The sequence below is a fragment of the Sphingobium sp. LB126 genome, from assembly GCF_002795205.1.
GTDB classification, from domain to species: Bacteria; Pseudomonadota; Alphaproteobacteria; order Sphingomonadales; family Sphingomonadaceae; genus Sphingobium; species Sphingobium chungbukense.
In genome coordinates this window covers 2,220,589-2,243,409 of the sequence record NZ_NETV01000001.1, presented here as the reverse complement: position 1 = coordinate 2,243,409, position 22,821 = coordinate 2,220,589, and the positions used below count along the sequence as shown (strand labels likewise).

Here is a 22,821-nt window from a genome sequence, read left to right as displayed (position 1 = left end):
GTCCCTTGTTTTGCTTCCCGTTTGGACGAGACTTAAATGGCAAAGCCAAGCAATTGGTAAACGTCCGAAAAATTGATCATGCTGCGTGCGCCAACGCGCCAGCCTCGATGAAGCCGGCCAGCGACACGAGCAGATGGGGTTGCCCCTCATGCTCGACCAGTCCGCGCGCATGGGGCAGCCAGGCCGGATCGAGCTGGCCGCGCAGCGGCAATTCCCCCTCGGAGACCTGACAGATGTCGTAGACCGCATCGACCATCAGACCATAGCTGTGGCCCGCAATGTCGGCGATGACGGCAAAGCCCCGCCGATCGGAGGGCGTCGGCTCTCCCCGGATCAGTGCGGCGACATCGATCACCGTCAGCACCCGGCTGCGCAGCGCGGACAGGCCCGCGACATGCGCGCCCATCCCCGGCACCGGGGAAATGTCGGTGAGCTTCACCACCGCCTCGACCTCGCTGGTTTCGATGGCGACCCGCGTGCCGGCCAGCAGGGCGAGCAGATAGAGCTTGTTCATGCGCCTTCCCCCTTTTACCCGCGCGATCCGGCCAGGGCCGCCATCAGCGCATCCTGGTCATAGCGGTAGATGCTGCCGTCCTGCGGGCTGCTGGGCCGCGGCGAGGCGCGCAGATGCACCACGCGGCACCCCAGCAATTCGCTTGCCTGCGACAGATCGGCGCCACTGAACAGCACCACATCCTGCGGATCGACCGGCGCATCGGCGGGCAGGCCCAGCACCACCTCATGCCCCGCCTGCCGCAGCAGCGGCGCCAAGATCTCGCGTGTCCAGCCATCCTCGCTGTCCGCCAGCAGGCAGCGGCCACGCCCCTTTTCCCGGATCGGTTCATCGGGCAATGCGGCGAACAGGGCGAAGGGATTGACGACCTCCAGATGCTCGCCGTCGATCACCACCACGCCGCTCAGCGTGCCATGCATCGCGATCATGTCCGGCACGGCGGGCATGTCCACGATGTCGAGCACCGCCGCGACCGGATAGCAGGCATCCCGCGTGCCGTCGCGCAGGCGCAGCGCGGCGACCTTCTCACCAACAAAGCTGTGATGCCCGTTCGCCACCGGCACCAGCCGGTCGTCCAGCCGCACATAGGCACGGCCGCCGGAGCGCCCGAACAGGTGCGCATCGACATCCTCCACCCGCTCGATCAGCGACAGCTTGAGCAGGCGCCGTTCGCCCGAATATTCCTCGAATCGCAGCGCCGGCACCATCTCCACGCCCTGCACGTCCACCGCCTCTTCGGCCTCGCGCGCGGCACGGTCGTCGAGGATGTTGGGCAGGCGCGCCGCATTGGCGAGGCCCGCCGCGTCCAGCAGCAGCATCGGCTTGCCATTGTCGGGCAGCGTCATGCCCGCATAAACCCCCGTCGCCATCACCAGCGGCGAGGCCGGGCGGATCACCAGTTCCTCATGATTGTCGACCGCGGACACGCCCATCGCAAAGGGAACGCCGGTCGCCGATCGCACCACCATGACGGCGCGCGGCCCGGTCTGCGCCGGCTTTTCCATGCCCAGCACATCTTCCAGGTCGATCATCGAATGGCGGATCGACCGGATGGTGGCGATCTTGGCACCGCCCACTTCCGCGATGTGCAACGTCTCATTATTGTCGTGCAGGATTTCGACCACAGCGGCCCGCGGAATGGCGAAATGCAGCCCGCCCGCCCGCACGATCAACCCCGGAATGATGGTCAGCGTCAGCGGCACGCGCAGCATGATGGTGAGGCCGCGCCCCGGCCGGTTGTCGAGCGATATGACCCCGCCGATCCGCTCCACATTGGCGCGGACCACGTCCATGCCGACGCCGCGCCCGGAAATGGCCGTGACCTGATCGGCCGTCGACAGGCCGGGATGGAAGATCAGGTCCAGCTTTTCCGCCTCGCTCATGCGCGCGGCCGATTCCGGCGTCAGCCTCCCCGCCGCGATCGCCTTGCCGACCAGCCGTCCGGTATCGATGCCCTGCCCGTCGTCGGAAATCTCGATGACGATCTGGTTGCCCGACTGGCGCGCCTCCAGCTTCAGCCTGCCGGCCTCGGACTTGCCCAGCGCGCGGCGCTTTTCCGGCGTCTCGATACCATGATCGATGCTGTTGCGGACGATATGGGTCAACGGATCGACCACCATCTCGACCATCTCGCGGTCCATCTCGACATCGCCGCCCTCCAGGAGCAGGTCGATGCGCTTCCCCAGTTCCCGGCCCAGATCGCGGACCATGCGCGGGATCGCCGTGAACAGCCGGTCGACGCGCTGCATCCGCGTCTTGGAAATGGCGTCGCGCATGTCCGCGACGCAGGTCGACAGCCGCTCGAAGGCGCTTTCCAGTTCCGGATCGCCGGTCCGCTCGCGCAGCTTGCGGGACAGTTCGTTGCGGGCCAGCACCATGTCCGACACGCCGTTCATCAACTGGTCGATCAGCGACAGCGGCAGGCGGATGGTGCGCGGCGCGGCTTGTCCATTGCCCTGCTGGCGGGCGACGGCGACGGGCGCGCTTTCCGCTTCCGGCAGGACGGACTCATCCTCTTCCTTCTCGCTCAGCGCGGCGATCAGATAATCGTCATTCTCGTGCGGCAGCGCGGTGCCCAGGGAGACCGCCTCCGCCAGTTCGGCGATGCGGTCCATGATGCCCAGCACGGCACTGACGGTGGCGGGATCGGCGCTACGCCTGTCGGCACGAATCTCGGCCAGCACATCCTCGGCAGCATGGCTCAGCCGCTCGAAACGCGGAAGATTGAGAAAACCGCAGCTTCCCTTCACCGTATGGAAGAAGCGGAAAATGGCATCCAGCCGGTCGCGGTCCGCCGGGTCCGCTTCCCAGGCCACGACCTCTCCGGCCAGCGCCTCCAGCGTTTCCTGCGTTTCGGATATGAATTCCTGAAGTAACTCGTCCATTCCCGCGCCTCATGGATAGGGTGCGGACCATGGAGCAAGCGTGGTTAAATCCCCGTTAAAGAGGTGGAATGCCGACAAAAAAGGGCGCCGCGACCACTTGTCGCGACACCCTCTTGCGGCTCAGGTGGAAGCCTTCGAATTTTAGCGCTTTTCAGTCTTCTCGACCGCCTCGCCTGCCTTTTCGCCTGCCTCGCGGGTGGCGTCGGCCTTGTTCTCCAGCGCATCGGCGGCATTTTCTGCCGCATTTTCGGCATTGCCGCTCAGATTGTCAGCCAGCGCTTCCATATTGTCCGCCTGGTTGTCGATGGCGTCCGCCTGATTCTCATATGCGTTCTCGACCTTGTTCTCCTGCTTGGAATCGCATGCGGCAAGCGCGATCAGGCTGGCAAGGCCAAGGACTGATACGAAGGTTTTCACGGCGTTTTCTCCTGTTGCACCCCTTTGGGCTGACGTCGTTCGGCGCGGGACCGGCTGTCCGGAACCCTGACGGCGATCAACCGGTCGCGCGCAGGATGGTTCCCGCCGCAAGCTCCTTCCGTCGCAGAAACGACTTATTTTTTCAGGCTGTCCCGGATTTCGCGGAGCAGGACGACCTCTTCCGGCGTGACGGCCGGGCCGTCTTCGGGCTTGGGCATCAGCTTGTTCACCGCCTTGACCAGCAGGAAGATGACGAAGGCGAGAATCAGGAAATTGACGAACACGGTCAGGAATTCGCCCCAGCCGAACATGGCGACGCCGGCCGCCTTCAGGTCCGCATAGCTTTCCGGATTGCCCTTGAACCCGGCGGGCAGGTCCCCCAGCCGGATGAAATAACCGGAAAAATCCGCACCGCCGAACAGATAGCCGACGACCGGCATGATCAGGTCGTCGGTCAGCGACTTGGTGATGGTGGCGAAGGCGCCGCCGATGATCACGCCGACGGCCAGGTCCATGACGTTGCCGCGGTTGATGAACGTCTTGAATTCGGTGATCAGTCCCATGGTAAACCCCTTGTTGGACTTTGATAAACAGAGCATGGGCCGTTGCGAAGGGTTCGACAACCGCCTATTTCCACACACGAAACAATGTCGAGGATGTTCCATGACGATCCTGCGCCACCTGCGTCTTTTCCTGCTGCCGTTGCTGGGCGCCTTCGCGCTCACCGCCTGCGGCATCAACAGCGTCCCCGCCGCCGAGGAGGTCGCGAAGGCCAAATGGGCCGACGTCCAGGCCCAATATCAGCGCCGTTCCAACCTGATCGGTAATCTCGTCGCCACGGTGAAGGCCGCCGGCAAGCAGGAGCAGGACACGCTGGTCAAGGTGACGGAGGCCCGCGCCAAGGCGACCTCGATACAGGTCAGCGCCAATGACCTCTCCGATCCCGCCAAGGTGCAGCAGTTCCAGCAGGCCCAGGCGCAACTGTCGCAGGGACTCGGCCGCCTGCTCGCCTCGGTGGAGGCCTATCCGGACCTCAAGACCAACCAGAATTTCCTCGACCTGCAATCGCAGCTCGAGGGGACGGAAAACCGCATCGCCGTCGCCATCCGCGACTATAATGAGGCGGTGCGCGCCTATAATACCCGCATCCGCACCTTCCCCGATGCGATCGGCGCCAAGATCATCCATGGCGCCAAGCCGATGACCCCGTTCCAGGCCACCACGCCCGGCGCGGAAGAAGCGCCGAAGGTCGACTTCGGCAACTGAGCGGGACATGCTTCGCCGCCTGTTCCTGATCCTCGCGCTGCTGCTGTCCATTCCGGCAGCAGGGGCCCAGACCTTTCCCAAGCTGACCGGGCGGGTGGTGGATGACGCCGCCCTGCTCTCCCCGCAACAGGAACAGGCGCTGACCGACAAGCTCGCCGCGCTGGAACGACAGAGCGGCCGGCAACTGGTGGTCGCCACGCTGCCCGACCTCCAGGGCTATGATATTTCCGATTACGGCTATCAGCTCGGCCGCGCCTGGGGGATCGGCGACAAGGAAAAGAACAACGGCGCGCTGCTGATCGTCGCGCCCAACGAACGCAAGGTGCGGATCGAGGCCGGCTACGGCCTGGAAGGCATCATGACCGATGCGCTGTCGTCCCAGATCATCCGCAACGACATCACCCCGCATTTCAAGGCCGGCGACATGCCCGGCGGCATCGATGCGGGCGTGGACGCGATCGGCAAGCTGCTGACCCTCCCGCCCGAAGAGGCGAAGGCCCTGGCGGCGCAGGCGGCGGCCAATGCGCGCAACGCATCCGACGATGGCGGCGGCTTCATGGTCGTCTTCTGGTTGATCGTCGTCGCGATCATCGTCATCTCCATGTTTTCCAGCCGCGGCAAGGGACGGCGTTACCGGGGCGGATCGGGCCCGGTGATCCTCTGGGGACCGGGCGATTCCGGCTGGGGCGGCGGCGGATCGGGCTGGGGCGGCGGTGGCTGGGGTGGCGGCGATGGCGGTGGCTTTTCGGGCGGCGGCGGCAGCTTCGGCGGCGGCGGCGCTTCGGGGGATTGGTGATGCACCTGCATTTGAACGAAGCCGACCACGACCGCGTGACCGCCGCGGTCGCGCAAGCGGAAAAGGCCACGGATGGCGAGATCGTCACCATCGTCGCCCGCCGATCGGACTCCTATCATGACGCCGGGCTGCATTGGGCGATCGGCGTGGTGTTCCTCGCCCTCTCGGTGGCTGCCGCCTTCCCGCAACAGTTCCGCGCGCTCTGCTCCTGGCTGCTGCAAAGCTGGGAACATGAGATCGAGGACTGGAAGCTGCTGACGGTCCTGCTGGGCCTGCTGATCGTCAAATTCCTGATCGTCCGCTATGCGCTGGCGTGGATGCCGCTGCGCCTGGCCTTGACCCCCAGGGCCACCAAGGCCCGCCGCGTGCGCCGCCGCGCCATCACCCTGTTCCGCGCCGTGGCCCAGGGCCGCACGCGCGGGCGGACCGGCGTTCTCATCTACCTGTCGCTGGACGAACATCGCGCGGAACTGGTCGCGGATGCCGCCATCAATGAAAAGGTCGCGCCGGAAATCTGGGGCGATGCCATGGCCGCGCTGATCGACGGCGTGCGAGACGGCGACGCCGCCCACGGCATGGCGGAAGCGGTGCGGCAGGTCGGTTTGGTGCTGGCCCGCCATTTCCCGGCAACCGGCGACAATCCCAATGAACTGCCCGACAGGTTGATCGAGTTATGAGTGAACAGGATATGGCCTCCCCCGAAGAGATCATGTGGGAGGGCCGCTTCATCACCGCCAAGCGGCGGGGCAAATGGGAATATGTCGGCCGGGCGAGGGGCATCAAGGCCGCTGTCATCCTGGCCGTGGAAGAGGCCGCGGACGGGCGCCATGTGCTGCTGGTCGACCAATATCGCGTGCCGCTCGGCCGCCGCTGCATCGAATTGCCGGCGGGACTGGTCGGTGACCATGACGAGGGCGAGGAAGCCATGCTCGCTGCGACCCGCGAGCTGGAGGAGGAAACCGGCTATCGCCCCGGCCGGATGGAGGTGCTGGGCGAATTTTTCAGTTCGCCGGGCATGGTATCGGAAAGCTTCACGCTCTTTCGCGCCCATGATCTGGTCAAGACCGGCGAAGGCGGCGGCGTCGACGGCGAGGATATCCGGGTCCACCGCGTAGCGCTTGCCGGCATTGCGGAACAGATCGCCGCCTGGCGCGCCGAGGGCTTTGCCATCGACGTGAAACTGCTGTTGCTGCTGGGATCGGGGATGGTCGGCTGAGGGTGGTTTCCAGTCATTCCCCCTCCCGCCTGCGGGAGGGAATATCTCCTATTGGCCAACATCACCTCACCCGATACCACCCAGCCACCCGATCCAGCGCCAGCGTCAGCACCAGCTTGCCAGCCCTGCTTGGCCAACCGAGCGCCTTTTCCGCCGCCCCCAGGCCCTCGCCCGCGCAAGCCACCCGCCAGAGCACATCCGCCAGCCCCGGCCCCGCCGCCCGGATCGCGCCGTCGAACCGCTCCCGCGCGGACAGTTGCGCCACTGTCGGCTCGACCCTGCGCCCGGTACGCCCCTGCGGTGGCGCCGCATCCCAGCGCATCGTGACACGCGGCCCTAGCCCGACCTTTTCCCAATCCGCGCGCAGCATGTCGCCTGCGACATAATGGCGCTCGCTCAAATGCCCCCGCGCATGCAGCCAGGCGAGCGGCGATTCCCCGATATTAACGGCCACCTTGCGCGCCTGGCCAAACGGGTCTTCGATGATCTGCTCGACATGATGCGCCGCCACGGCCTGTCTCCTCGCTGGAATCGGATGCAAGGGGGCTTGCCATGCAGACGCCTTTGTAGGAAAGAATAAAAACCAAATAGGTAAAATAGGACCCATTATGATCACCCGCATCCGGGAAGTGCGCAAGGCAAAGGGATTGACGCTGGAGCAAGTCGGTGCGCTGTGCGATCCTCCGACCACCGCCCAGACCATCGGCCGATTGGAAACCGGCACCCGAACCGTATCGGTCAACTGGCTGAACCGCATAGCCACGGCGCTGGGTGTGTCCTCTTCCGAACTGGTCGCCCTGCCGGGGCAAAGCGTGGTGCCAGTCGCCGCCCTGCTCGGCCCGGACGGCGCCCGCGCGCCGACCCGTCCGCTCTCGCTTCCCCCGCCGGCGCCCGCCGATGCGATGATCGGCGTGCAAGTGTCCGGCAGCATCGGCGATTACCGGAGCGGTGATGAAATCTGGTGCCGCCGCATCCTGCCGGACGAATTCGCCAGCGTCCTCAACCGCGACCTGCTGTTGCCGCGCCATGCCGGGCGATTCCTGTTCGGACGGCTGATCGGGCGGGAGGACGACCGGCTCCAGATATTGCCGCTCGGCAGCGGTTCCCGCCAGCAGGTGATCACTGACCCACCTTGGGGCGCCGTCGCGGTTCAACTGGTAAGACGGCTGTAGCCAAGGCGGCACTTCGTCCTTAACCCGGTCTCAACCATGGTAATGGTAGGAAGGATGCCATGACGCTGAACGTCCTGACGCTCTCGACCCTGTTTCCGGACATGAGCCGTCCCAATTTCGGCGTCTTCGTCGAACGCCAGGCGCGGGAACTGGCGAGCCGAGACGGCGTCAAGGTCACGGTCGTCGCGCCGCTCGGCCTCCCGCCCTGGCCCCTCTCCCGGTCGAAACGCTATGCCGCGCTCGCCGCGCTGCCCGCCAAGGAACGGTGGAAGGACCTGACGGTCTATCGCCCCACTTTCCGGATCATCCCCAAATTCGGCGGACGGCTGAACGTCCACGGCATGACCCGCGCGATCCTGCCGCTGGTCAGGCATCTGCACGCCCAGCAGCCCTTCGACGTGATCGACGCCAGCTTCTTCTTCCCCGACGGCCCGGTGGCGCAGCGCCTGTCCCGCGCGCTCGGCATACCCTATTCGGTCAAGGCGCGCGGCGCGGACATCCATTATTGGGGCACGCGCAAGGGCACCCGCAAGATGGTGAAACGCGCCGCCGAGGATGCCGCCGGGCTGCTCGCCGTCTCGGACGCGATGCGCCGGTCGATGACGCGCATGGGCATCGATGCCGACAAGATCCGCGTCCATTATACCGGCGTCGACCTCGACCGCTTCGAGATCATCGACCGCGCCGCCGCGAAGGAAGCGCTGGGTTTCGAAGGACCGGTGGTGCTGTGCGTCGGCGCGCTGATCCCGCGCAAGGGGCAGGAACTGCTGGTGCAAGCGCTGCCGCAACTGCATGGCGTGACGCTGCTGTTCGCGGGGCAAGGGCAATATCGCCGGTCCCTGGAAAATCTGGCGCAGGAACTGGGCGTCGACCGGCGCATCGGCTTTCTCGGCTCCGTGCCGCACGACCGGCTGCCGCGCATCTACGCCGCCGCCGACGTCATGGCACTGCCCTCCTCCTCTGAAGGCCTTGCCAATGCCTGGGTCGAGGCGCTGGCCTGCGGCACGCCGATCGTCATCAGCGATGTCGGCGGCGCGCGCGAACTGCTCGACCGCCCCGAAGCGGGCCAGATCGTCGCGCGGGAACCCGACGCGATCGCCGCCGCCATCAACGCGATTCTCTACAACCCTCCCGAGCGCGAAGCCGTGCGCGAAACCGCGTTGCGCTTCACCTGGGCCGCCAATGGCGACGCGCTGCTGGAACATCTCCGCACGATCGCGGGTCAGCCTGACTGATCCCAAGCCGGCACCAGCCGCGCCTTCCCGTCGGACGCCGGGAAACGCCCCTCGTCGAACGGCACCTCTCCCCAGCGCCATGGCGTCAGCTCGTCATAGGCCGGGTTGGAGATCGGCGCATGCCGCTTGAGGTTCAGCAGCCGCTCGCCCTCATTGCGATAGGCGGTCAGCCGCGCATGCTCGCGATAGATTTCGGCCGGACGCTCATAATGAAAGGCATCGTGCCAACCCATGGCGCGGGCGATCTGGGTAACGATCCACCAATCGGGCTTCGCCTCGCCGGGCAAGGGAAAGAGCCGCCGCTGCCGGCTGATCAGCCGGTCCGCTCCGGTCAGCGTCCCGTCCTTCTCCACCCATACAGGCGAGGGCAGCGCGATCATGCGCAGCCCCGCCAATTCCGGATCGACCCAGGGCGTCGTCAGCACAAGCAACGGCACCCGGTCCAGCAGCCTCCGGATCGGATGCCCCGCCGCAGGCAAGCCGCCCAGCATCAGCAGCGCCTTGATCCCCCCTTCCTCGACCGCGCCGGCCAGTTCGGCGCCGCACAGCCCCGCCCGTTCCGCCATGGCCGTCGCGCCCCAGAAACGCCCAACCTGCGCCAGAGCCTGAGGCGAGAAATCCCGATGCGCCGCCAGTTCGCCCGCACGGCAACCCACTTCGCGCCCGCCCATGCCGTTGGCCGCGCTGGTCACGGCAAAGGGCGCCGCGCCCGGCTTGCCGATCCGCCCGGTCGCCAGATGAAGATTGAGCACGGCGGCCGACAGGCGCCGCGCCTCCGCGCCCTCGCCCGATGGGCTGAACAGCGTCACGAGCCGCGACGCGCCCGCGACCGCATCGTAAAAGCCCCGCACCTCACCCGGCTCAAGGCCGCAGATGCGGGCCACCGACCAAAGGTCATGCCCCTTCCGCAACCCGGCCCAGAAGGCGGGCGGCACCAGGACATGACGCGCCAGAAAGCCCTCATCCAGACCGCCACGATCATGGCAATGCAGCAGCAGGGACGAAAGCAGCGCCGCCTCGCTGCCGGGTGCGACGGTCAGCCGCAGATCGGCCTCAATCTCCTGCCCCTCATCCCCCCGTGCGATCAGGATCAGCCGGGTCCCCTGATCGGCCCGCGCCGCTTCGATCCGGTCCCGCAACAGCGGATGGCGGCGAAGGGTCGCGCCGCCCACCAGCAACAGCAACTCCGCCCGCCCCACATCCTCGCCGGCGGCGGGCATCACATCCTCGCCCAAGGCCGCGCGATGCGCTGCCGCCACGCCGCCGGCCTCACTCCAGGGCGCGTCGATATGGGCGGAACCGATGAAACCCTTCATCAGCTTGTTGGCGACATAATAATCCTCGGTCAGCAGCGTGCCCGGCACATGCATCGCCACACTGCCTGGTCCATGACGGGCAATGACCTCGCCCAGCCGGCGGGCGGCCTGGCCCAGCGCCCGCTCCCACCCGGCCGCCCGGCCGTCGACCATCGGCCGCAACAGCCGGTCGTCCAGCGGCAGCAGGTCGCTTAGCGCCGCGCTTTTCTCGCACAACAATCCGCCATTGGCCGGATGCACCGGATCGCCCTCGACCGTGACCTGCCGCCCCTCGCCGGTCACGGCGCGGATACCGCATCCCAGGCCGCACTGGCCGCAAAGCGAACGAATGACCGGCACGATGCGATCAGGCCGCCGGCAGGGTCGGGCAGAAAATCATGGCTTCGGCTTAGAGCATTTTCGCGTCGGCTGGAAACAGCAGACGGGCCCAAAAAAATGCGAACCCGGCTGCGCGACGGCGACCCAAGACAAAGGGCCGGCGAACTGGCAAGAAGGACGGATGCCGAAAGTGATTCTCCGTGCCCTCGCGCTGTTCGCTATATTCCTTCATATATCGACATCGCCCGCCATGGCGCAGCAGCGCGGGCTGCTCGTCCTCGCCGCCGCCAGCATGCAGGAGGCGATGAACGCCGCCGCAGACGCCTGGGCGGCGCAGCACCATGCCCGCCCGGTGCTGTCCTTTGCCGCCTCCTCCGCTCTCGCCCGCCAGATCAGGAGCGGCGCCCCGGCCGACCTGTTCGTCTCCGCCGACGAGGATTGGATGGACGATGTGGAAAAGGCCGGGTTCATTCAGCGCGGCACCCGCGCCGATCTCGCGGGCAACCGGCTGGTGCTGATCGCGCCCGCGCGGATGCCGGTGCGGCTGCACGTCGGCCGCGCCATGCCGCTTGCCCGCATGCTGGGCACGTCGCGCCTCGCCATGGCCAATCCCGACAGCGTGCCCGCGGGGAAATATGGCAAGGCGGCGCTGACCGCGCTCGGCATCTGGCCCTCGGTCGCGAACCGGCTGGCGCTGGGCGACAATGTCCGTTCGGCCCTGGCGCTGGTGGAACGCGGCGAGGCGCGGCTGGGCATCGTCTATGCGACCGATGCCCGGGCGTCGAAGGATGTGGTGGTGGCGGGAAGCTTTCCACCCGGCAGCCACGAACCGATCCGCTATCCCGTCGCGCGACTCGCCAAGAGCCCGAATCCCGACGCGGAAGGCTTCCGCCGCTTCCTGCTGTCCCATGCCGGGCAGAACATTCTCGCCCGCTACGGTTTCAGCCGGCCCTGAGGCCTCCCATTACTTCTGACAGGCGATGATGGCGTCGATCACCGACAGCGTTTCCTGCGGATCGCGCACCCGCACCGTGTCCAGCCCCAGCTCCTTTGCCGGATAGTCATTGCCGCCGGGAAAGATCGCATCGCCGATGAACAGCATCGCCTCCAGCGCGATTCCACTCGCATCGCGCAGTTTTTTGAGGCCATAGGCCTTGTCCACCCCCTCGCGCGTGATGTCGATGGAGGTCGCCCCGCCCATGTTGATCGACAGGCCCGGCAGGCGTTGGCGTAAATCGGCCTGGATCACCCTGCGCTTGGCGAAGTCGGGGTCCCAGACCTCCTTGGCGTGGATCGGCGCCTGCTGGCCAAGGGCGGAAAAGGTGATCTGGCTTCCCCGGTCCTCGATCCGCTCGCCCCACACCTCTTCGGGCACGAAGCCGGTCGCTTCCAGCGAGGCGTCGAACGCCGTGAAGATCGCCTGCTTCTGCGCATCGTCGAACAGTTCGGCATAGACCGGCGCCCATTGCCCGTCGCGATGGGTGTAAAGCTTCGTCCCCGTGGTCGGCATCAGCCACAGTCGCGAACGGTCCGCCCGTTCCGGCAGGCGGCTCGCCACCTGCTTGTCGAATTGCGGCCAGTCGCCCCCCGAAATCACCGCGACATGCGCGACATGCAACAGGCCGGCCAACGCTTGGCCCATCGCTTCGCCCAGGGGCTGCTTGCTCTCGGCCAGGGTGCCGTCGAGGTCGAAGGCGATCAATTCTTTCATGTGGAGCGGCTCACTATCGGAAGGTCGTGGCTTTGCCCTGTGCGTCGGCGCAATGCAACGCTCATCACGAAGGCTGGTCTTTTCCTTCATCCTGTCCGAAAGAAGGGCCATGATCCTGTCCTCCGAAGAATGGGGTATCATCCTGTTGTCGCTTCGGGTCAGCCTGGTCGCGGTCGGTCTGATGCTGCCCGTCGCCTTCGCCCTCGCCTGGCTGCTGGCCCGCGCCCGCTTCCCCGGCAAGCTGCTGATCGATGCGCTGGTGCACCTGCCGCTGGTGGTGCCGCCGGTCGTCACCGGTTGGCTGCTGCTGCTGCTCTTCGGCGCCAACGGGCCGATTGGCGGGTTGCTCGAGCGGACATTGGGGATCAGCCTCATGTTCCGCTGGACCGGCGCCGCGCTGGCCGCCGCGATCATGGCGATGCCGCTGATGGTGCGTGCCATGCGGCTGTCGATCGAGGGCATCGATCACAGGCTGGAACTCGCCGCCCGCACTCTCGGCGCCGGGCGCTGGCGCGTCTTCCTCACCATTTCCCTGCCGCTGGCGCTGCCCGGCCTATTGGCGGGCCTGGTGTTGGGCTTCGCCCGCTCGATCGGGGAATTCGGCGCGACCATCACCTTCGTTTCCGACGTACCGGGCGAAACCCGCACCCTGCCGATCGCCATCTATTCCGCGTTGCAGATGCCAGGCGCCGAAACCGCCGTGACGCGGCTTGCCATCTTGTCGGTCATCCTGTCGCTGGCCGCGCTGGTGGCATCGGAAATGCTGGCCCGCCGCGCCGCAGGGGGCCGCACCAACCATGTCCTTTGACATCGATCTGGACCATCGCATCGGCGATCGCCGGATCATGCTCCAATGCCGCAGCGACGCGGGCCTGGTCGCGCTCTACGCTCCGTCGGGCGCGGGCAAGACCAGCATCCTCAACATGGTGGCGGGCATAATCACTCCCGACCGGGGCCGGATCGCCGTCGCGGGCGAGACGCTGTTCGACAGCGAAGCGGGCATCGACCTGCCCCCGGAGCGCCGCCGCGCAGGCTATATCTTCCAGGACGGACGCCTGTTTCCACATATGCGCGTCCGCGCCAACCTGCTCTACGGCCGCCATGGCGAACCGCCCATGCCGTTCGAGTCCGTGCTCGAATTCCTCGGCATCGGCCATCTGCTCGACCGCTGGCCCGCGACGCTGTCCGGTGGCGAGGCGCAGCGCGTGGCGATCGGCCGGGCGTTGCTGTCGGGCCCGAATTTCCTGCTGATGGACGAACCGCTCTCCTCGCTCGATCCGTCGCGGCGCGAGGACATCCTCTCTGTCATCGAACGGATGAAGCACGACCTTGCCATGCCGATCCTCTATGTCAGCCACGACCGCGCGGAGGTCGAGCGGCTGGCCGACCGGATCATCCCATTATGAGCGGCAGGCCCACCTTCGCCAGCGCACCATCGAGATAGGCAAGGAAGGCCTTCCGCCGCACGGGCGCCCGCGCACGCAGCCAGGCCAGCGCCACCACCGCCCGCCACTCCGCCACCTGGACGAAATGGCCGGGCATGATGCGGCGATAATGCTCCACATATTGGCGCGCCGCCCAGTCCCGCGCCCGGTTGGTCAGCCAGTCCTGCGGCCCCTCGCCAAAGCGCATCAGCATCTCGGTCCGCATGATGTCCGGCGTGGCTGGCCCCCGCGCAGCCTTCGACCAGTCGATGGCGACCGGCCCGATCCGCGCCATCAGGATGTTGCGGATATGGAAATCGCCATGCAGCAGCCGGTCACCGTCGGACAAGCCGTCCAGCAGGCCGAGCGCCGCCTGCTGGACGGCCGGATCGGCGGGACCATGGAGGATATCCGTCCGCAACACCTCCCGCAGCGATCGCAGCCCCGGCGCCGGACAGTCGTGAATCCGCCGGTGGAATGCCGCCATGTCGCGCAACAATGCGCCGCTGCGCAAGGGACGCATGCGCATCCGCCGCATCATCGTCGGCCCCTCGATCTCCGGATAGAGGATCGCCCGCCCGGCCCGCAGCCGCAGTTGCTCGACCGGCCGCGCGACCGCGATCCCGCAATCCGCCGCCAGCGTCGCCGCGGCGAATTCGCGGTCGATCATCTCCTCCGACACGGCGGCGTGGAAGATCTTGACGACATGGCGTTCGGCCGCGCGATAGACCCGCGCGCTGGCGCCCGATGCCAGAACCGAAAGATTGTCTTCCAGAAATTCGGAAAGGATCGACCGCACCCTCAGCGCGCGGCGGTTCGCACGGAATGGAGGTCATGGACCACCGCCTCGCGCCGGAGCGGCGCCCGGGCGGGCGGTCTGCGCGTCAACCGCTCGACCGCATTTTCGACCAGCATCGCCAGCCCCTCTTCGCTGAGCAGCCCGCCCCGGATCAGGCAGCGGTCGATAAGTACCCGGCGGAAGGCCGAATAAAGCGCCATGTCCGGCGCCCCCGGCGCCGGCCAGAATTCGTCGAGCGACCTTTTGTGCACCACGCCCGGCACCTTGTAGACCGCATGGCCCAGCACGACGACGGGCTTGCCCGCATTGAGCGCCAGCGTACCCACGGTGCTGTTGACCGTCACCACCCCCAACGACTTGCCGACCAGCTCGGCAATGTCCCAATCCGCAAGGTAGAAGACCCGGTCACCCACACCATAATGCGCCGCCAGCCGCCGTGTCAGCCGCCCCCAGGCGACCAGCCCCGGATCGAGCGGATGCCGCTTCACCACCAGCGCGGTGTTGGCCGGGGCGTGCGAGGCAAAGCTCTTGATCACGAAACGCAGCGCCGCCCGCATCGTGCCGAACGGCGAATGGACGCGGATCTGATAATCGGAATCGAGCTGAAGCGGCAAAGTGAAATAGGGCCGGTCCGCGACCTGTTCCCATTCCGCGCGGGACTTGCGGCGCTCGGCTTGGCGCAGGTTCAGCTTCTTGAACCAGCCCACCGTCTCCCACAGGAAGCTGTTGGGCCGGTGCGTCTTGTAGAAGGGAAAGGCCGGCCGCATCAGCGCCGACGCCATGCCGTTGCGCCCGGTGTTGAAGGCGCGCCGGCGGAAGGTGGAGGGGATTTGCGGTTCCCGCCCATTCTCCTCGGGCGGCAATTCCTTCGCCTGTTCCAGATACCATTCGGGGTCCAGCGGCAGGGTGGAATTGCCGTTCACCCCGTCTTCCTGCAACGTCAGGAAATCCGGGCGGATATAGCCTTCCTCCACCACATGGACGCGCAGGCCGCGCAAGCGCGCCATCTTGTGGGCGGACGCATGATAGGGGCGGCAGTCGCCGTAGAGGATCAGGTCGGTGACGCCATGGTTGACGATATGATCGTCGAAGAAGATCGGCCAGTTGCGGAAGGTCCCGCGATAGTCGGTCGCCCCCTCGCCCGGCCAGTCGACCTTGTCGCCGCCGTTGATGTTGATGCGCAGCGCCCGGTGCCCCCGCGCCCTCAGCGCATCGGCCAGCATCGCGAAATAGGGGCCGTGCGGTCCCTGAAGGAAAAGGAAGGTCTTGGACTGCGCGTCAACCATGAAGATACTCGGCGGACAAAGTCATAAATCTCTGCAACTTCCCCTGTAAGGTCCGCAGTCGGATCAACCATGACACCGGCGACGGCGCCCCGCTTGCCAAACGCTCCACCATGATTTCAGGTCCGCAAGGCAGGCGCGTAACCGGGTCCAGATAGCGTGGATAGAGAATCAACGCCCCGGCCACAAGCTGATCCAGGCTGAGTTGACGGCCCCGCCGCTCATTGGGTTCCGCCAGATCCCTGGTCAGCCCCCATCCGGCATAGAAGGGCATGCCATGCACCGTCACCGGCCGGTCGCGCATCAGCGCCTCGAACCCGGTCAGTGACGAGAGCACATGCACCTCGTCCACCGCCTGCACCAGCGCCATGAGCGGCGATCCGGTGTCGATGCCATCGGCATGGGCCAGCACCACGGCATCGCTCAGATGCCCCTTGCGCAAACCCGCCTGCACGTCGGGATGCGGACGATAGACGATCCAGGCATCGGGTTCGGCGGCGCGCACCCGCTTCAGCAGGTCAAGATTGCCCGCCACCCCGGCACCGCCATATTCGACCGACAGATCATCCTCCACCTGGCCCACGGCCAGCACCGTCCGGCGGCCCTGGGGCAGGTCGATCATACGCCCGGCGTCCTGGCCGTATTTCGTGACGGCCGAGGCCCGGATCGCCGCGCGCAGCCGCGCAGCCCGCGCCTCCAGCTCGGGAGAAAAGACATGGGTCGCGAGCAACGTCTCCATGTCGCTGGGGGAACGCGCGTCATAATAAATGCCCGACCGGTCGACCACCACCGACCCCGGCGGATGCAGCGCAGCGCCCAGCCCCCTGGACCTCAGGAAACCGTCCTCGACGCGGGCGATGATGCCGCCGCCCTGGGCCAGAATATCGGCGGGCACGCGCGAAGGCCAGACCGCCAGCGCGCCGCCCCGCTTCCTCGCCCGCCGCAAACCCCTCTCCGGCGGCAGGAAAGGGGGCGAACTTGTCCCGTCCCAGAGGAAATGGCGGATCGCCTCGCGCTTCCAGAAGGCCATGCCGCTGGCCGCCGCCAGGCCGCGATTGCCGTCCAGATGCCGCCGCCAGTCGGCGAGCTGGGCGACGGCCTGCGCCGCGTCGGCCTCGGCCCCATGGAAACAGTCGCGATAGCGGGCGGCGCCGATCGCCGCACGGGCGGCCTCCCGCAATCGTTCCGACGCAATCCTTTGCCCGTCCGGTCCAAAGACCGGCACGCCGAGCAGCCCGGCGATGATCGCCAGTTCATCGTCCGGCGTGGCATGAACCGACCACGCGCCCGCGATCACCGTCCACAGATCGGTGGGATCGGGCAGGACGGTTCCGGCAACGCAGCCCCGCTCGCTACCGCGCACGACGCCGATCTCCGGCGGCGACAGGCCATCCAGAACCCCCTGTGGAACCGCCATGCCTTCCCGCACGACCAATTGGATATGATCCGGACGATGCCCCCAGAAAGTACCGCCGACGCGCGCCTGCGCCACGGCTTCGAGCAGCGCGTCGGGTACGGGCACCACCGCCTCGCCCTCCGGCCGCCAGGCGCTGATCGCTGCCGCCGCGGGCCTCACCCCCGGAAAGGGTGGAGAACGCAGAAAAGGTTGCGCATTCGTCAAAGCCGTTCCTGCCCCCGTCAGGCCCGCCGCGCAGGGAGCGAGGCGTCGACCATCCAAAAAACGCAATCCATACAAACGCTTCTGCGCACCCAACGAAAAGACGTCAAGCGAATGCCGAAGCCGTCAATTCCTCCAGCATGTCGCCTATGATGTCGAAATAGGCTTCCCATGTCGGCGCCCGCCAGGCCGCGATCCGCGCCAGTTGCGCGGCCCGCTCCGGCGAATCCGGCCTGCTGTAGGCCTCGATGGCGCGCAACCAGCCGAGGCCATCCAACGGATCAAGATAGTCCGGCGCATCGCCGCCGACCTCCCGATGCGCGACGATATCGCTGCAAATCACCGGCACGCCTGCCGATAAAGTCTCGATCACCGGCATGCCATAGCCCTCCTCGAAGGATGGCATCAGCATCGCCCGCGCCCCCGCGACCAGAGCGTTCATCTGATTATCGGGCACGCTGCCCGCCTCGATCACATGGCCGCGCAGGATTTCGGCACGCTCCAGCATGTCGACGACATTCTCATTCTCCCAGCCGCGCCGCCCGATCAGCACCAGCACCGGCGTCCGGTCGCCCAGCCTTTCGACCAGCCGCCGCCAGACATTCAGCAGCAGCAGATGATTCTTCCGCGGCTCGATGGTGGAGATATAGACGAAATAGGGTCGGTCGGGCACGTCATGACCGCCCTCCACCACCATGTCCGGCGCATCGGCGCCGAAATGCGCCACCCGGATCACGCGTCCGTTCAGGCCGCGCGTCAGATGTGGCGCCAGCGCGTCGATCGTCGCCTGGCTGTTGCCGATGATGCCGTCGGCATAGCGGTCGATCGTCCGCACCCGCTTCAAATGCTCCTCCGCCCCCTGAGGCCGGGCGAATTCGGGGTGGGTGAGCGGGATCACGTCATGCACCAGCGTGACGAAACGCGCGCCCTCGGCCCGCAGGATCGCGCTGACCTGATCGGCATCGTCCAGATGATGGGGCGACACCTGCAAATAGATGCGCGGCCCTTCCGCCACCGGCACCGGACGAGGACGCAAGGCGATCAGATGGCGGATCACCGCCGCCTTGCTCTCCTTTTCATCCACCGGCCCCTTGTTGCGCCAGCGCGCCGCCGTGAAGGCCAGGAACTGGCGCACGGCCGCATCCTTCAGCCGCCCATAATAGCCGCCCGCCGGATGCACGGCGGCGAAGGCCAGCCGATCCGGCATCCGTTCCAGCAATTCGCGGGCATAGGTGAACTCGACCCGGTCGATCCCGGTCGGCGCGGCATGGAAGCTGCGCGAGAGCAGCCGCGAAATGTCGAGGATGACCTCCGCCGGTCGTTTGCCACCGGCAAAGCGCCGGCTTTCCCGCTTCGAACGCAGCGCCAGCCGCGCACCGGGAGCCTTGAAGGGCTTGAGCGCCATGTCAGAGCGCTTTCATCGGGATTGGCCGCATCAGAACTGGGCGCGAATCTCTTCGGCCAGCGCCTGCAAGGCCGCAGGGTCAGCGAAATCGCCCTGCGCATGGGCGACGAAGCCGCGCGGCTGTCCCTCCCAGCGCGGCACGATATGGAAATGCAGGTGGAACACGGTCTGCCCGGCGGGCGCGCCGTTGAACTGCGCGACATGGATGCCGTCGGGGTCCAGCGCCTTGCGCGTGGCATTGGCGACCTTCTTCACCGTCGCCATGAGTTGCGCCAGCACCTCATCCTCGGCCTCCAGGATGTTGCGCGCCTTCGACCATTTGGAAATGACCAGGCTGTGCCCCTTGGACTGCGGCTGGATGTCGAGGAAGGCATATGTATGCTCGTCCTCATAGAGCTTGGTCGAAGGGATTTTCCCCTGAAGGATCAGGGCAAAGACATTGCCCTCGTCATAAGTGCCGTCGAGGCTCATCGCACGTCCTTAAGCCAGATAATGCGCACTGGTCTTAGCGGCGACTTCCTCCGCCGTCACGCCCGGAGCGAGTTCGATGAGCTTGAACGGGCTGTCATGGTCGGGCCGCTGGAAGACGGCAAGGTCGGTGACGATCATGTCGACCACATTCTTGCCGGTCAGCGGCAGGGTGCAGGCCGGGATGAACTTGGGGCTGCCGTCCTTGGACGTGTGCTCCATCACGACGATGATCTTCTTGACGCCCGCGACCAGGTCCATCGCGCCGCCCATGCCCTTGATCATCTTGCCGGGGATCATCCAGTTGGCGATGTCGCCATTTTCCGATACTTCCATCGCGCCCAGAACGGTCAGGTCGATATGCCCGCCCCGGATCATCGCGAAGCTGTCGGCACTGGAGAAATAGACCGACTGCGGCAATTCGCTGATCGTCTGCTTGCCCGCGTTGATAAGGTCGGCATCCTCCTCCCCCTCATAGGGGAAAGGGCCGATGCCCAGCATGCCATTCTCCGACTGGAGCGTCACCTCCACACCTGCCGGAATATGATTGGCCACCAGCGTCGGTATGCCGATGCCCAGGTTCACATAGAAACCGTCCTGCAATTCCTTCGCCGCGCGCGCGGCCATCTCATCGCGTGTCCAGGGCATATCAATTCTCCCCATTGGCGGGCGCGGTCCACCTTTTGTCCGCAGGAAAAACCTCATCGAAGCCGCCCTTGAGACCGCTTCCATAAACCGGATTGGGCAGGACGAACCAGCCATTGCCCCACATTTGCGCAATCGCCGGTTGCATCGTCGCGGCACGCCGCGCCGTCACCGACTGCCCGCCATTGAACAGGTCGGAAAAGTCGCCAAGCTGGTCGCCGCCCATGGCAACGACGCAATATTTCGCGGCGATCGCCGCCCGGCGGCCATCCTTGCGCGAACCCATGGCGTCATCGCCGCTCAGGAACAGCGTTTCCCCATGCACCGCCTCGCCCAGCCCGGCCGCCTTGATGGCGCGGATGGTCGGCCCGGCATTCGCAGCGGCGCGGTTGGTGTTGAAGACCACCGTCACGCCCATCTCCCGCAACGCCCGCACCATCCGATCCGCGCCTGGAACCGGCGCGACCGCGTCCTCGCCGGTCTTTTCCCACGCGTCCCAGGCTGCCGCGTCGAAACCCCGCCCCGTCCGCGCGGCATGATATTCATAGCCGATGTTCAGCATCACCGTCTCATCGACATCGAAGACGGCGGCGAAGGGCTTTGTCCCGCAAGGTTCGAAGCGCGGACCGTCGAGACTCGTCTCCTGGGCCAGCACGACGCTGTCCATCGGACGCGCCTTCACCTTCGCTGCGACATTCGCCAGCAATGCCCGATAGGCCTGGATCGAAAGCGCCGAAGCCTCCCCCGACCCGTAAAGATATTGCATCCCGGCAGGAGGCGCCTCCGGCGCGACCGGAACCGCGGCGGGCCGTTCAGCCGAACAGCCTGCCAACATCACGAAAACCGCCAAGCCGACACTTCCCCTTGCGTATGCAGAAGGGGTCAGGAGAGGGCATGTCACGTCAAACCGCCTCCCTCTGGCGAACGGTGCGGAATTCGATTTTCTTGTCATAGGGTGCGCCGACGATCATGCGCTTGACGTAGATGCCGGGCAGGTGGATGGCATCGGGATCGAGGCTTCCGGTCGGCACCACTTGCTCGACTTCCGCGACGCAGACCTTCGCCGCCGTCGCCATGGGCTGGTTGAAGTTGCGCGCCGTCTTGCGGAAAATCAGATTGCCGCTCTCATCGGCCTTCCAGCCCTTGATGATCGCCACATCGGCGAAAATCCCGCGCTCCAATATATAATCCTGCCCGTCGAAGCTCTTGACCTCCTTGCCCTCGGCCACGGCGGTCCCGACGCCCGTCCTGGTATAGAAGCCCGGAATCCCGGCGCCGCCCGCCCGGCACCGCTCCGCCAGCGTCCCCTGCGGACAGAATTCCACCTCCAGCTCGCCCGCCAGATATTGCCGCTCGAACTCCTTATTCTCCCCGACATAGGAGGAGATCATCTTCTTCACCTGCCGTGTGCGCAGCAGCTTGCCCAAGCCTTCGCCGTCAATCCCGGCATTGTTGGAGGCGATGGTCAGATCCCTGACCCCCGAATCCCGGATCGCGTCGATCAGCCGCTCAGGGATGCCGCACAGCCCGAAACCGCCCGCGCACAACTGCATCCCGTCGAAGAGAAGGCCCTCCAACGCGCTCGCAGCATCGGGATAGAGCTTGTTTGCCATCGCTAGTCCTCCTGTCGGGGAATCCGCCCAAGGAATAGGAGGAAGCCGTCAAGCGGTCAATTTGCTGCGACAGCGAAAGTCGCGACCCAGGCGAGCGAATGCAACATGACTCCCGCGCAGGCAGGAGCATGTCGACTTGGAAAAATCAGATCAAACCAGCCAGCGGGCTCGACGGATCGGCATACATGCGCTTGCCCATGCGCCCGGCGCGATAGGCCATGCGTCCCGCCTCCACCCCCGCCTTCATCGCGGCGGCCATCAGCACCGGGTCCTTCGCCTCGGCAATCGCCGTGTTCATGAGCACGCCCGTGCAACCCAGCTCCATCGCCTGCGCCGCCTCCGACGCCGTCCCCACGCCCGCATCGACCAGCACGGGCAATTTCGTGCCCTCGACGATCAGGCGGATGGTCACGCGATTCTGGATGCCCAGTCCCGACCCGATCGGCGCGCCCAGCGGCATGATCGCCACCGCGCCCGCATCCTCCAACCGCTTCGCCGCGATCGGATCGTCGACGCAATAGACCATCGGCTTGAAGCCTTCCTTGGCCAGGATCTCCGTCGCCCGCAGCGTCTCCACCATGTCGGGATAGAGCGTCCGCGCCTCGCCCAGCACTTCCAGCTTGACGAGGTCCCAGCCGCCCGCCTCGCGCGCCAGGCGCAGCGTGCGGATCGCCTCCTCACCCGTATAACAGCCCGCCGTATTGGGCAGGTAGGTGATCTTCTTCGGGTCGATGAAGTCGGTCAGCATCGGCGCCTTGGGGTCCGACACGTTGACGCGCCGTACCGCGACGGTGACGATCTCCGCCCCTGACGCCGCGACCGCCGCCGCATTCTGCTCGAAATCCTTGTACTTGCCGGTGCCGACGATCAGGCGCGAACGGAAGGTCTGGCCCGCGACGGTCCAGCCGTCGTCATCCGCCGTCCAGTCGCCGCCGCCCACGAAATGCACGATCTCCAGCTCATCGCCGTCCTCGACGCACACATCGGCCAGGGTCGAGCGCGGCACCACCTCCAGATTGCGCTCCACCGCGACCTTTTCCGGCACGAAGCCCAGCTCGCTCGCCAGCTCCGCCAGCGTCAGCCCGGCGCGCACGCGGCGGTGCTCGCCGTTGATATGGATGGAAACGGTTCCGTCGACGCTCAATGCTCTGTCCTGTCAAACAAGGTGTCTCGACTTGGCGCGACACGAAGGGCTAAAGATCAGCGCGCATATAGGGGCGT

General features: G+C 66.3%; 25 protein-coding genes. 9 read left to right on the top strand and 16 right to left on the bottom strand.

Features of this window, described 5'->3' with window-relative positions; translation table 11 throughout:
• Positions 1-76: 76 nt before the first annotated feature.
• The 4 genes from CAF53_RS10975 to mscL all read right to left on the bottom strand — a co-directional run bounded on the left by CAF53_RS10975 (position 77) and on the right by mscL (position 3,878).
• Entirely contained in the window at positions 77-514 is a 438-nt protein-coding gene (locus tag CAF53_RS10975) for a chemotaxis protein CheW (RefSeq protein ID WP_100238066.1), read from the bottom strand.
• 14 nt (positions 515-528) lie between these two features.
• The gene (locus tag CAF53_RS10970; protein WP_100238065.1) at positions 529-2,898 is read right to left on the bottom strand and encodes a chemotaxis protein CheA; all 2,370 of its coding nucleotides are present in this window, start codon (positions 2,896-2,898) and stop codon (positions 529-531) included.
• Between the two features lie 141 nt (positions 2,899-3,039).
• Entirely contained in the window at positions 3,040-3,315 is a 276-nt protein-coding gene (locus tag CAF53_RS10965; protein WP_046763645.1) for a hypothetical protein, read from the bottom strand.
• A 134-nt stretch (positions 3,316-3,449) separates the two neighbouring features.
• Complete coding sequence (gene mscL / locus CAF53_RS10960) at positions 3,450-3,878, bottom strand: large conductance mechanosensitive channel protein MscL (protein ID WP_046763646.1); 429 nt, start codon at positions 3,876-3,878, stop codon at positions 3,450-3,452.
• 100 nt (positions 3,879-3,978) lie between these two features.
• On the opposite strand from mscL, the gene CAF53_RS10955 reads away from it, so the two are divergent.
• From CAF53_RS10955 to CAF53_RS10940, 4 genes are read left to right on the top strand one after another with little or no spacing between them, the layout of a single operon-like run.
• Positions 3,979-4,581, top strand: coding sequence for a LemA family protein (locus CAF53_RS10955; RefSeq protein ID WP_046763647.1), 603 nt, complete (start codon positions 3,979-3,981; stop codon positions 4,579-4,581).
• Between the two features lie 7 nt (positions 4,582-4,588).
• The gene (locus CAF53_RS10950; protein WP_100238064.1) at positions 4,589-5,377 is read left to right on the top strand and encodes a TPM domain-containing protein; all 789 of its coding nucleotides are present in this window, start codon (positions 4,589-4,591) and stop codon (positions 5,375-5,377) included.
• Positions 5,377-6,054, top strand: coding sequence for a hypothetical protein (locus CAF53_RS10945; RefSeq protein WP_100238063.1), 678 nt, complete (start codon positions 5,377-5,379; stop codon positions 6,052-6,054). Before CAF53_RS10950 ends, CAF53_RS10945 begins: the two co-directional genes overlap by 1 nt.
• Positions 6,051-6,593, top strand: a complete 543-nt coding sequence (locus CAF53_RS10940; protein WP_100238062.1) for an NUDIX hydrolase — start codon at positions 6,051-6,053, stop codon at positions 6,591-6,593. Before CAF53_RS10945 ends, CAF53_RS10940 begins: the two co-directional genes overlap by 4 nt.
• A 61-nt stretch (positions 6,594-6,654) precedes the next feature.
• On the opposite strand, the gene CAF53_RS10935 is transcribed toward CAF53_RS10940, so the two are convergent.
• Positions 6,655-7,104 (bottom strand): DUF6456 domain-containing protein, encoded by a 450-nt coding sequence (locus CAF53_RS10935; protein WP_100238061.1) that lies wholly within the window; start codon positions 7,102-7,104, stop codon positions 6,655-6,657.
• Between the two features lie 97 nt (positions 7,105-7,201).
• On the opposite strand from CAF53_RS10935, the gene CAF53_RS10930 reads away from it, so the two are divergent.
• Both CAF53_RS10930 and CAF53_RS10925 read left to right on the top strand, forming a co-directional pair.
• Positions 7,202-7,765, top strand: a complete 564-nt coding sequence (locus CAF53_RS10930) for a helix-turn-helix transcriptional regulator (protein WP_046763652.1) — start codon at positions 7,202-7,204, stop codon at positions 7,763-7,765.
• 59 nt (positions 7,766-7,824) lie between these two features.
• Positions 7,825-9,000 (top strand): glycosyltransferase, encoded by a 1,176-nt coding sequence (locus CAF53_RS10925; protein ID WP_046763653.1) that lies wholly within the window; start codon positions 7,825-7,827, stop codon positions 8,998-9,000.
• Here the strand turns inward: CAF53_RS10925 and CAF53_RS10920 are convergent.
• A complete protein-coding gene (locus CAF53_RS10920; RefSeq protein ID WP_100238060.1) occupies positions 8,988-10,655 on the bottom strand; it encodes a molybdopterin-dependent oxidoreductase in 1,668 nt (555 codons plus the stop codon). The genes CAF53_RS10925 and CAF53_RS10920 overlap by 13 nt on opposite strands.
• A gap of 160 nt (positions 10,656-10,815) precedes the next feature.
• Here CAF53_RS10920 and modA point away from each other — a divergent pair, with 160 nt between their 5' ends.
• Complete coding sequence (gene modA, locus CAF53_RS10915; protein WP_100238769.1) at positions 10,816-11,589, top strand: molybdate ABC transporter substrate-binding protein; 774 nt, start codon at positions 10,816-10,818, stop codon at positions 11,587-11,589.
• Between the two features lie 9 nt (positions 11,590-11,598).
• On the opposite strand, the gene CAF53_RS10910 is transcribed toward modA, so the two are convergent.
• Positions 11,599-12,345 (bottom strand): HAD-IIB family hydrolase, encoded by a 747-nt coding sequence (locus CAF53_RS10910; RefSeq protein WP_100238059.1) that lies wholly within the window; start codon positions 12,343-12,345, stop codon positions 11,599-11,601.
• A gap of 109 nt (positions 12,346-12,454) precedes the next feature.
• Between CAF53_RS10910 and modB the strand changes: the two genes are divergently transcribed.
• Both modB and CAF53_RS10900 read left to right on the top strand, forming a co-directional pair.
• On the top strand, positions 12,455-13,153 hold the full coding sequence (modB, locus tag CAF53_RS10905; RefSeq protein WP_100238058.1) for a molybdate ABC transporter permease subunit: 699 nt from the start codon (positions 12,455-12,457) through the stop codon (positions 13,151-13,153).
• Positions 13,143-13,751 (top strand): ATP-binding cassette domain-containing protein, encoded by a 609-nt coding sequence (locus CAF53_RS10900; RefSeq protein WP_100238057.1) that lies wholly within the window; start codon positions 13,143-13,145, stop codon positions 13,749-13,751. The genes modB and CAF53_RS10900 overlap by 11 nt, the downstream gene beginning before the upstream one ends.
• Here the strand turns inward: CAF53_RS10900 and CAF53_RS10895 are convergent.
• The 9 genes from CAF53_RS10895 to thiS form a co-directional block, all read right to left on the bottom strand.
• Entirely contained in the window at positions 13,738-14,568 is an 831-nt protein-coding gene (locus tag CAF53_RS10895) for an aminoglycoside phosphotransferase family protein (RefSeq protein WP_242443418.1), read from the bottom strand. The genes CAF53_RS10900 and CAF53_RS10895 overlap by 14 nt on opposite strands.
• Before the next feature lie 2 nt (positions 14,569-14,570).
• Complete coding sequence (locus CAF53_RS10890) at positions 14,571-15,854, bottom strand: capsular biosynthesis protein (protein ID WP_046761610.1); 1,284 nt, start codon at positions 15,852-15,854, stop codon at positions 14,571-14,573.
• Complete coding sequence (locus CAF53_RS10885; RefSeq protein WP_100238056.1) at positions 15,847-17,472, bottom strand: beta-3-deoxy-D-manno-oct-2-ulosonic acid transferase; 1,626 nt, start codon at positions 17,470-17,472, stop codon at positions 15,847-15,849. The genes CAF53_RS10890 and CAF53_RS10885 overlap by 8 nt, the downstream gene beginning before the upstream one ends.
• 103 nt (positions 17,473-17,575) lie before the next feature.
• The gene (locus CAF53_RS10880) at positions 17,576-18,874 is read right to left on the bottom strand and encodes a glycosyltransferase family 1 protein (RefSeq protein ID WP_100238055.1); all 1,299 of its coding nucleotides are present in this window, start codon (positions 18,872-18,874) and stop codon (positions 17,576-17,578) included.
• A gap of 30 nt (positions 18,875-18,904) precedes the next feature.
• Positions 18,905-19,345 carry an HIT family protein gene (locus tag CAF53_RS10875; RefSeq protein WP_046761613.1) on the bottom strand — a complete coding sequence of 147 codons (441 nt, stop codon included), beginning with the start codon at positions 19,343-19,345 and terminating at the stop codon, positions 18,905-18,907.
• Between the two features lie 9 nt (positions 19,346-19,354).
• Positions 19,355-19,990: a CoA transferase subunit B gene (locus CAF53_RS10870; RefSeq protein ID WP_046761614.1), complete on the bottom strand. Its 636-nt coding sequence runs from the start codon at positions 19,988-19,990 to the stop codon at positions 19,355-19,357.
• A gap of 1 nt (position 19,991) precedes the next feature.
• On the bottom strand, positions 19,992-20,822 hold the full coding sequence (locus CAF53_RS10865; RefSeq protein ID WP_100238767.1) for an HAD family acid phosphatase: 831 nt from the start codon (positions 20,820-20,822) through the stop codon (positions 19,992-19,994).
• A 67-nt stretch (positions 20,823-20,889) separates the two neighbouring features.
• Positions 20,890-21,600, bottom strand: coding sequence for a CoA transferase subunit A (locus CAF53_RS10860; RefSeq protein ID WP_100238054.1), 711 nt, complete (start codon positions 21,598-21,600; stop codon positions 20,890-20,892).
• A gap of 145 nt (positions 21,601-21,745) precedes the next feature.
• Positions 21,746-22,744 carry a sulfur carrier protein ThiS gene (gene thiS / locus CAF53_RS10855; protein WP_084732988.1) on the bottom strand — a complete coding sequence of 333 codons (999 nt, stop codon included), beginning with the start codon at positions 22,742-22,744 and terminating at the stop codon, positions 21,746-21,748.
• Positions 22,745-22,821: the final 77 nt, after the last annotated feature.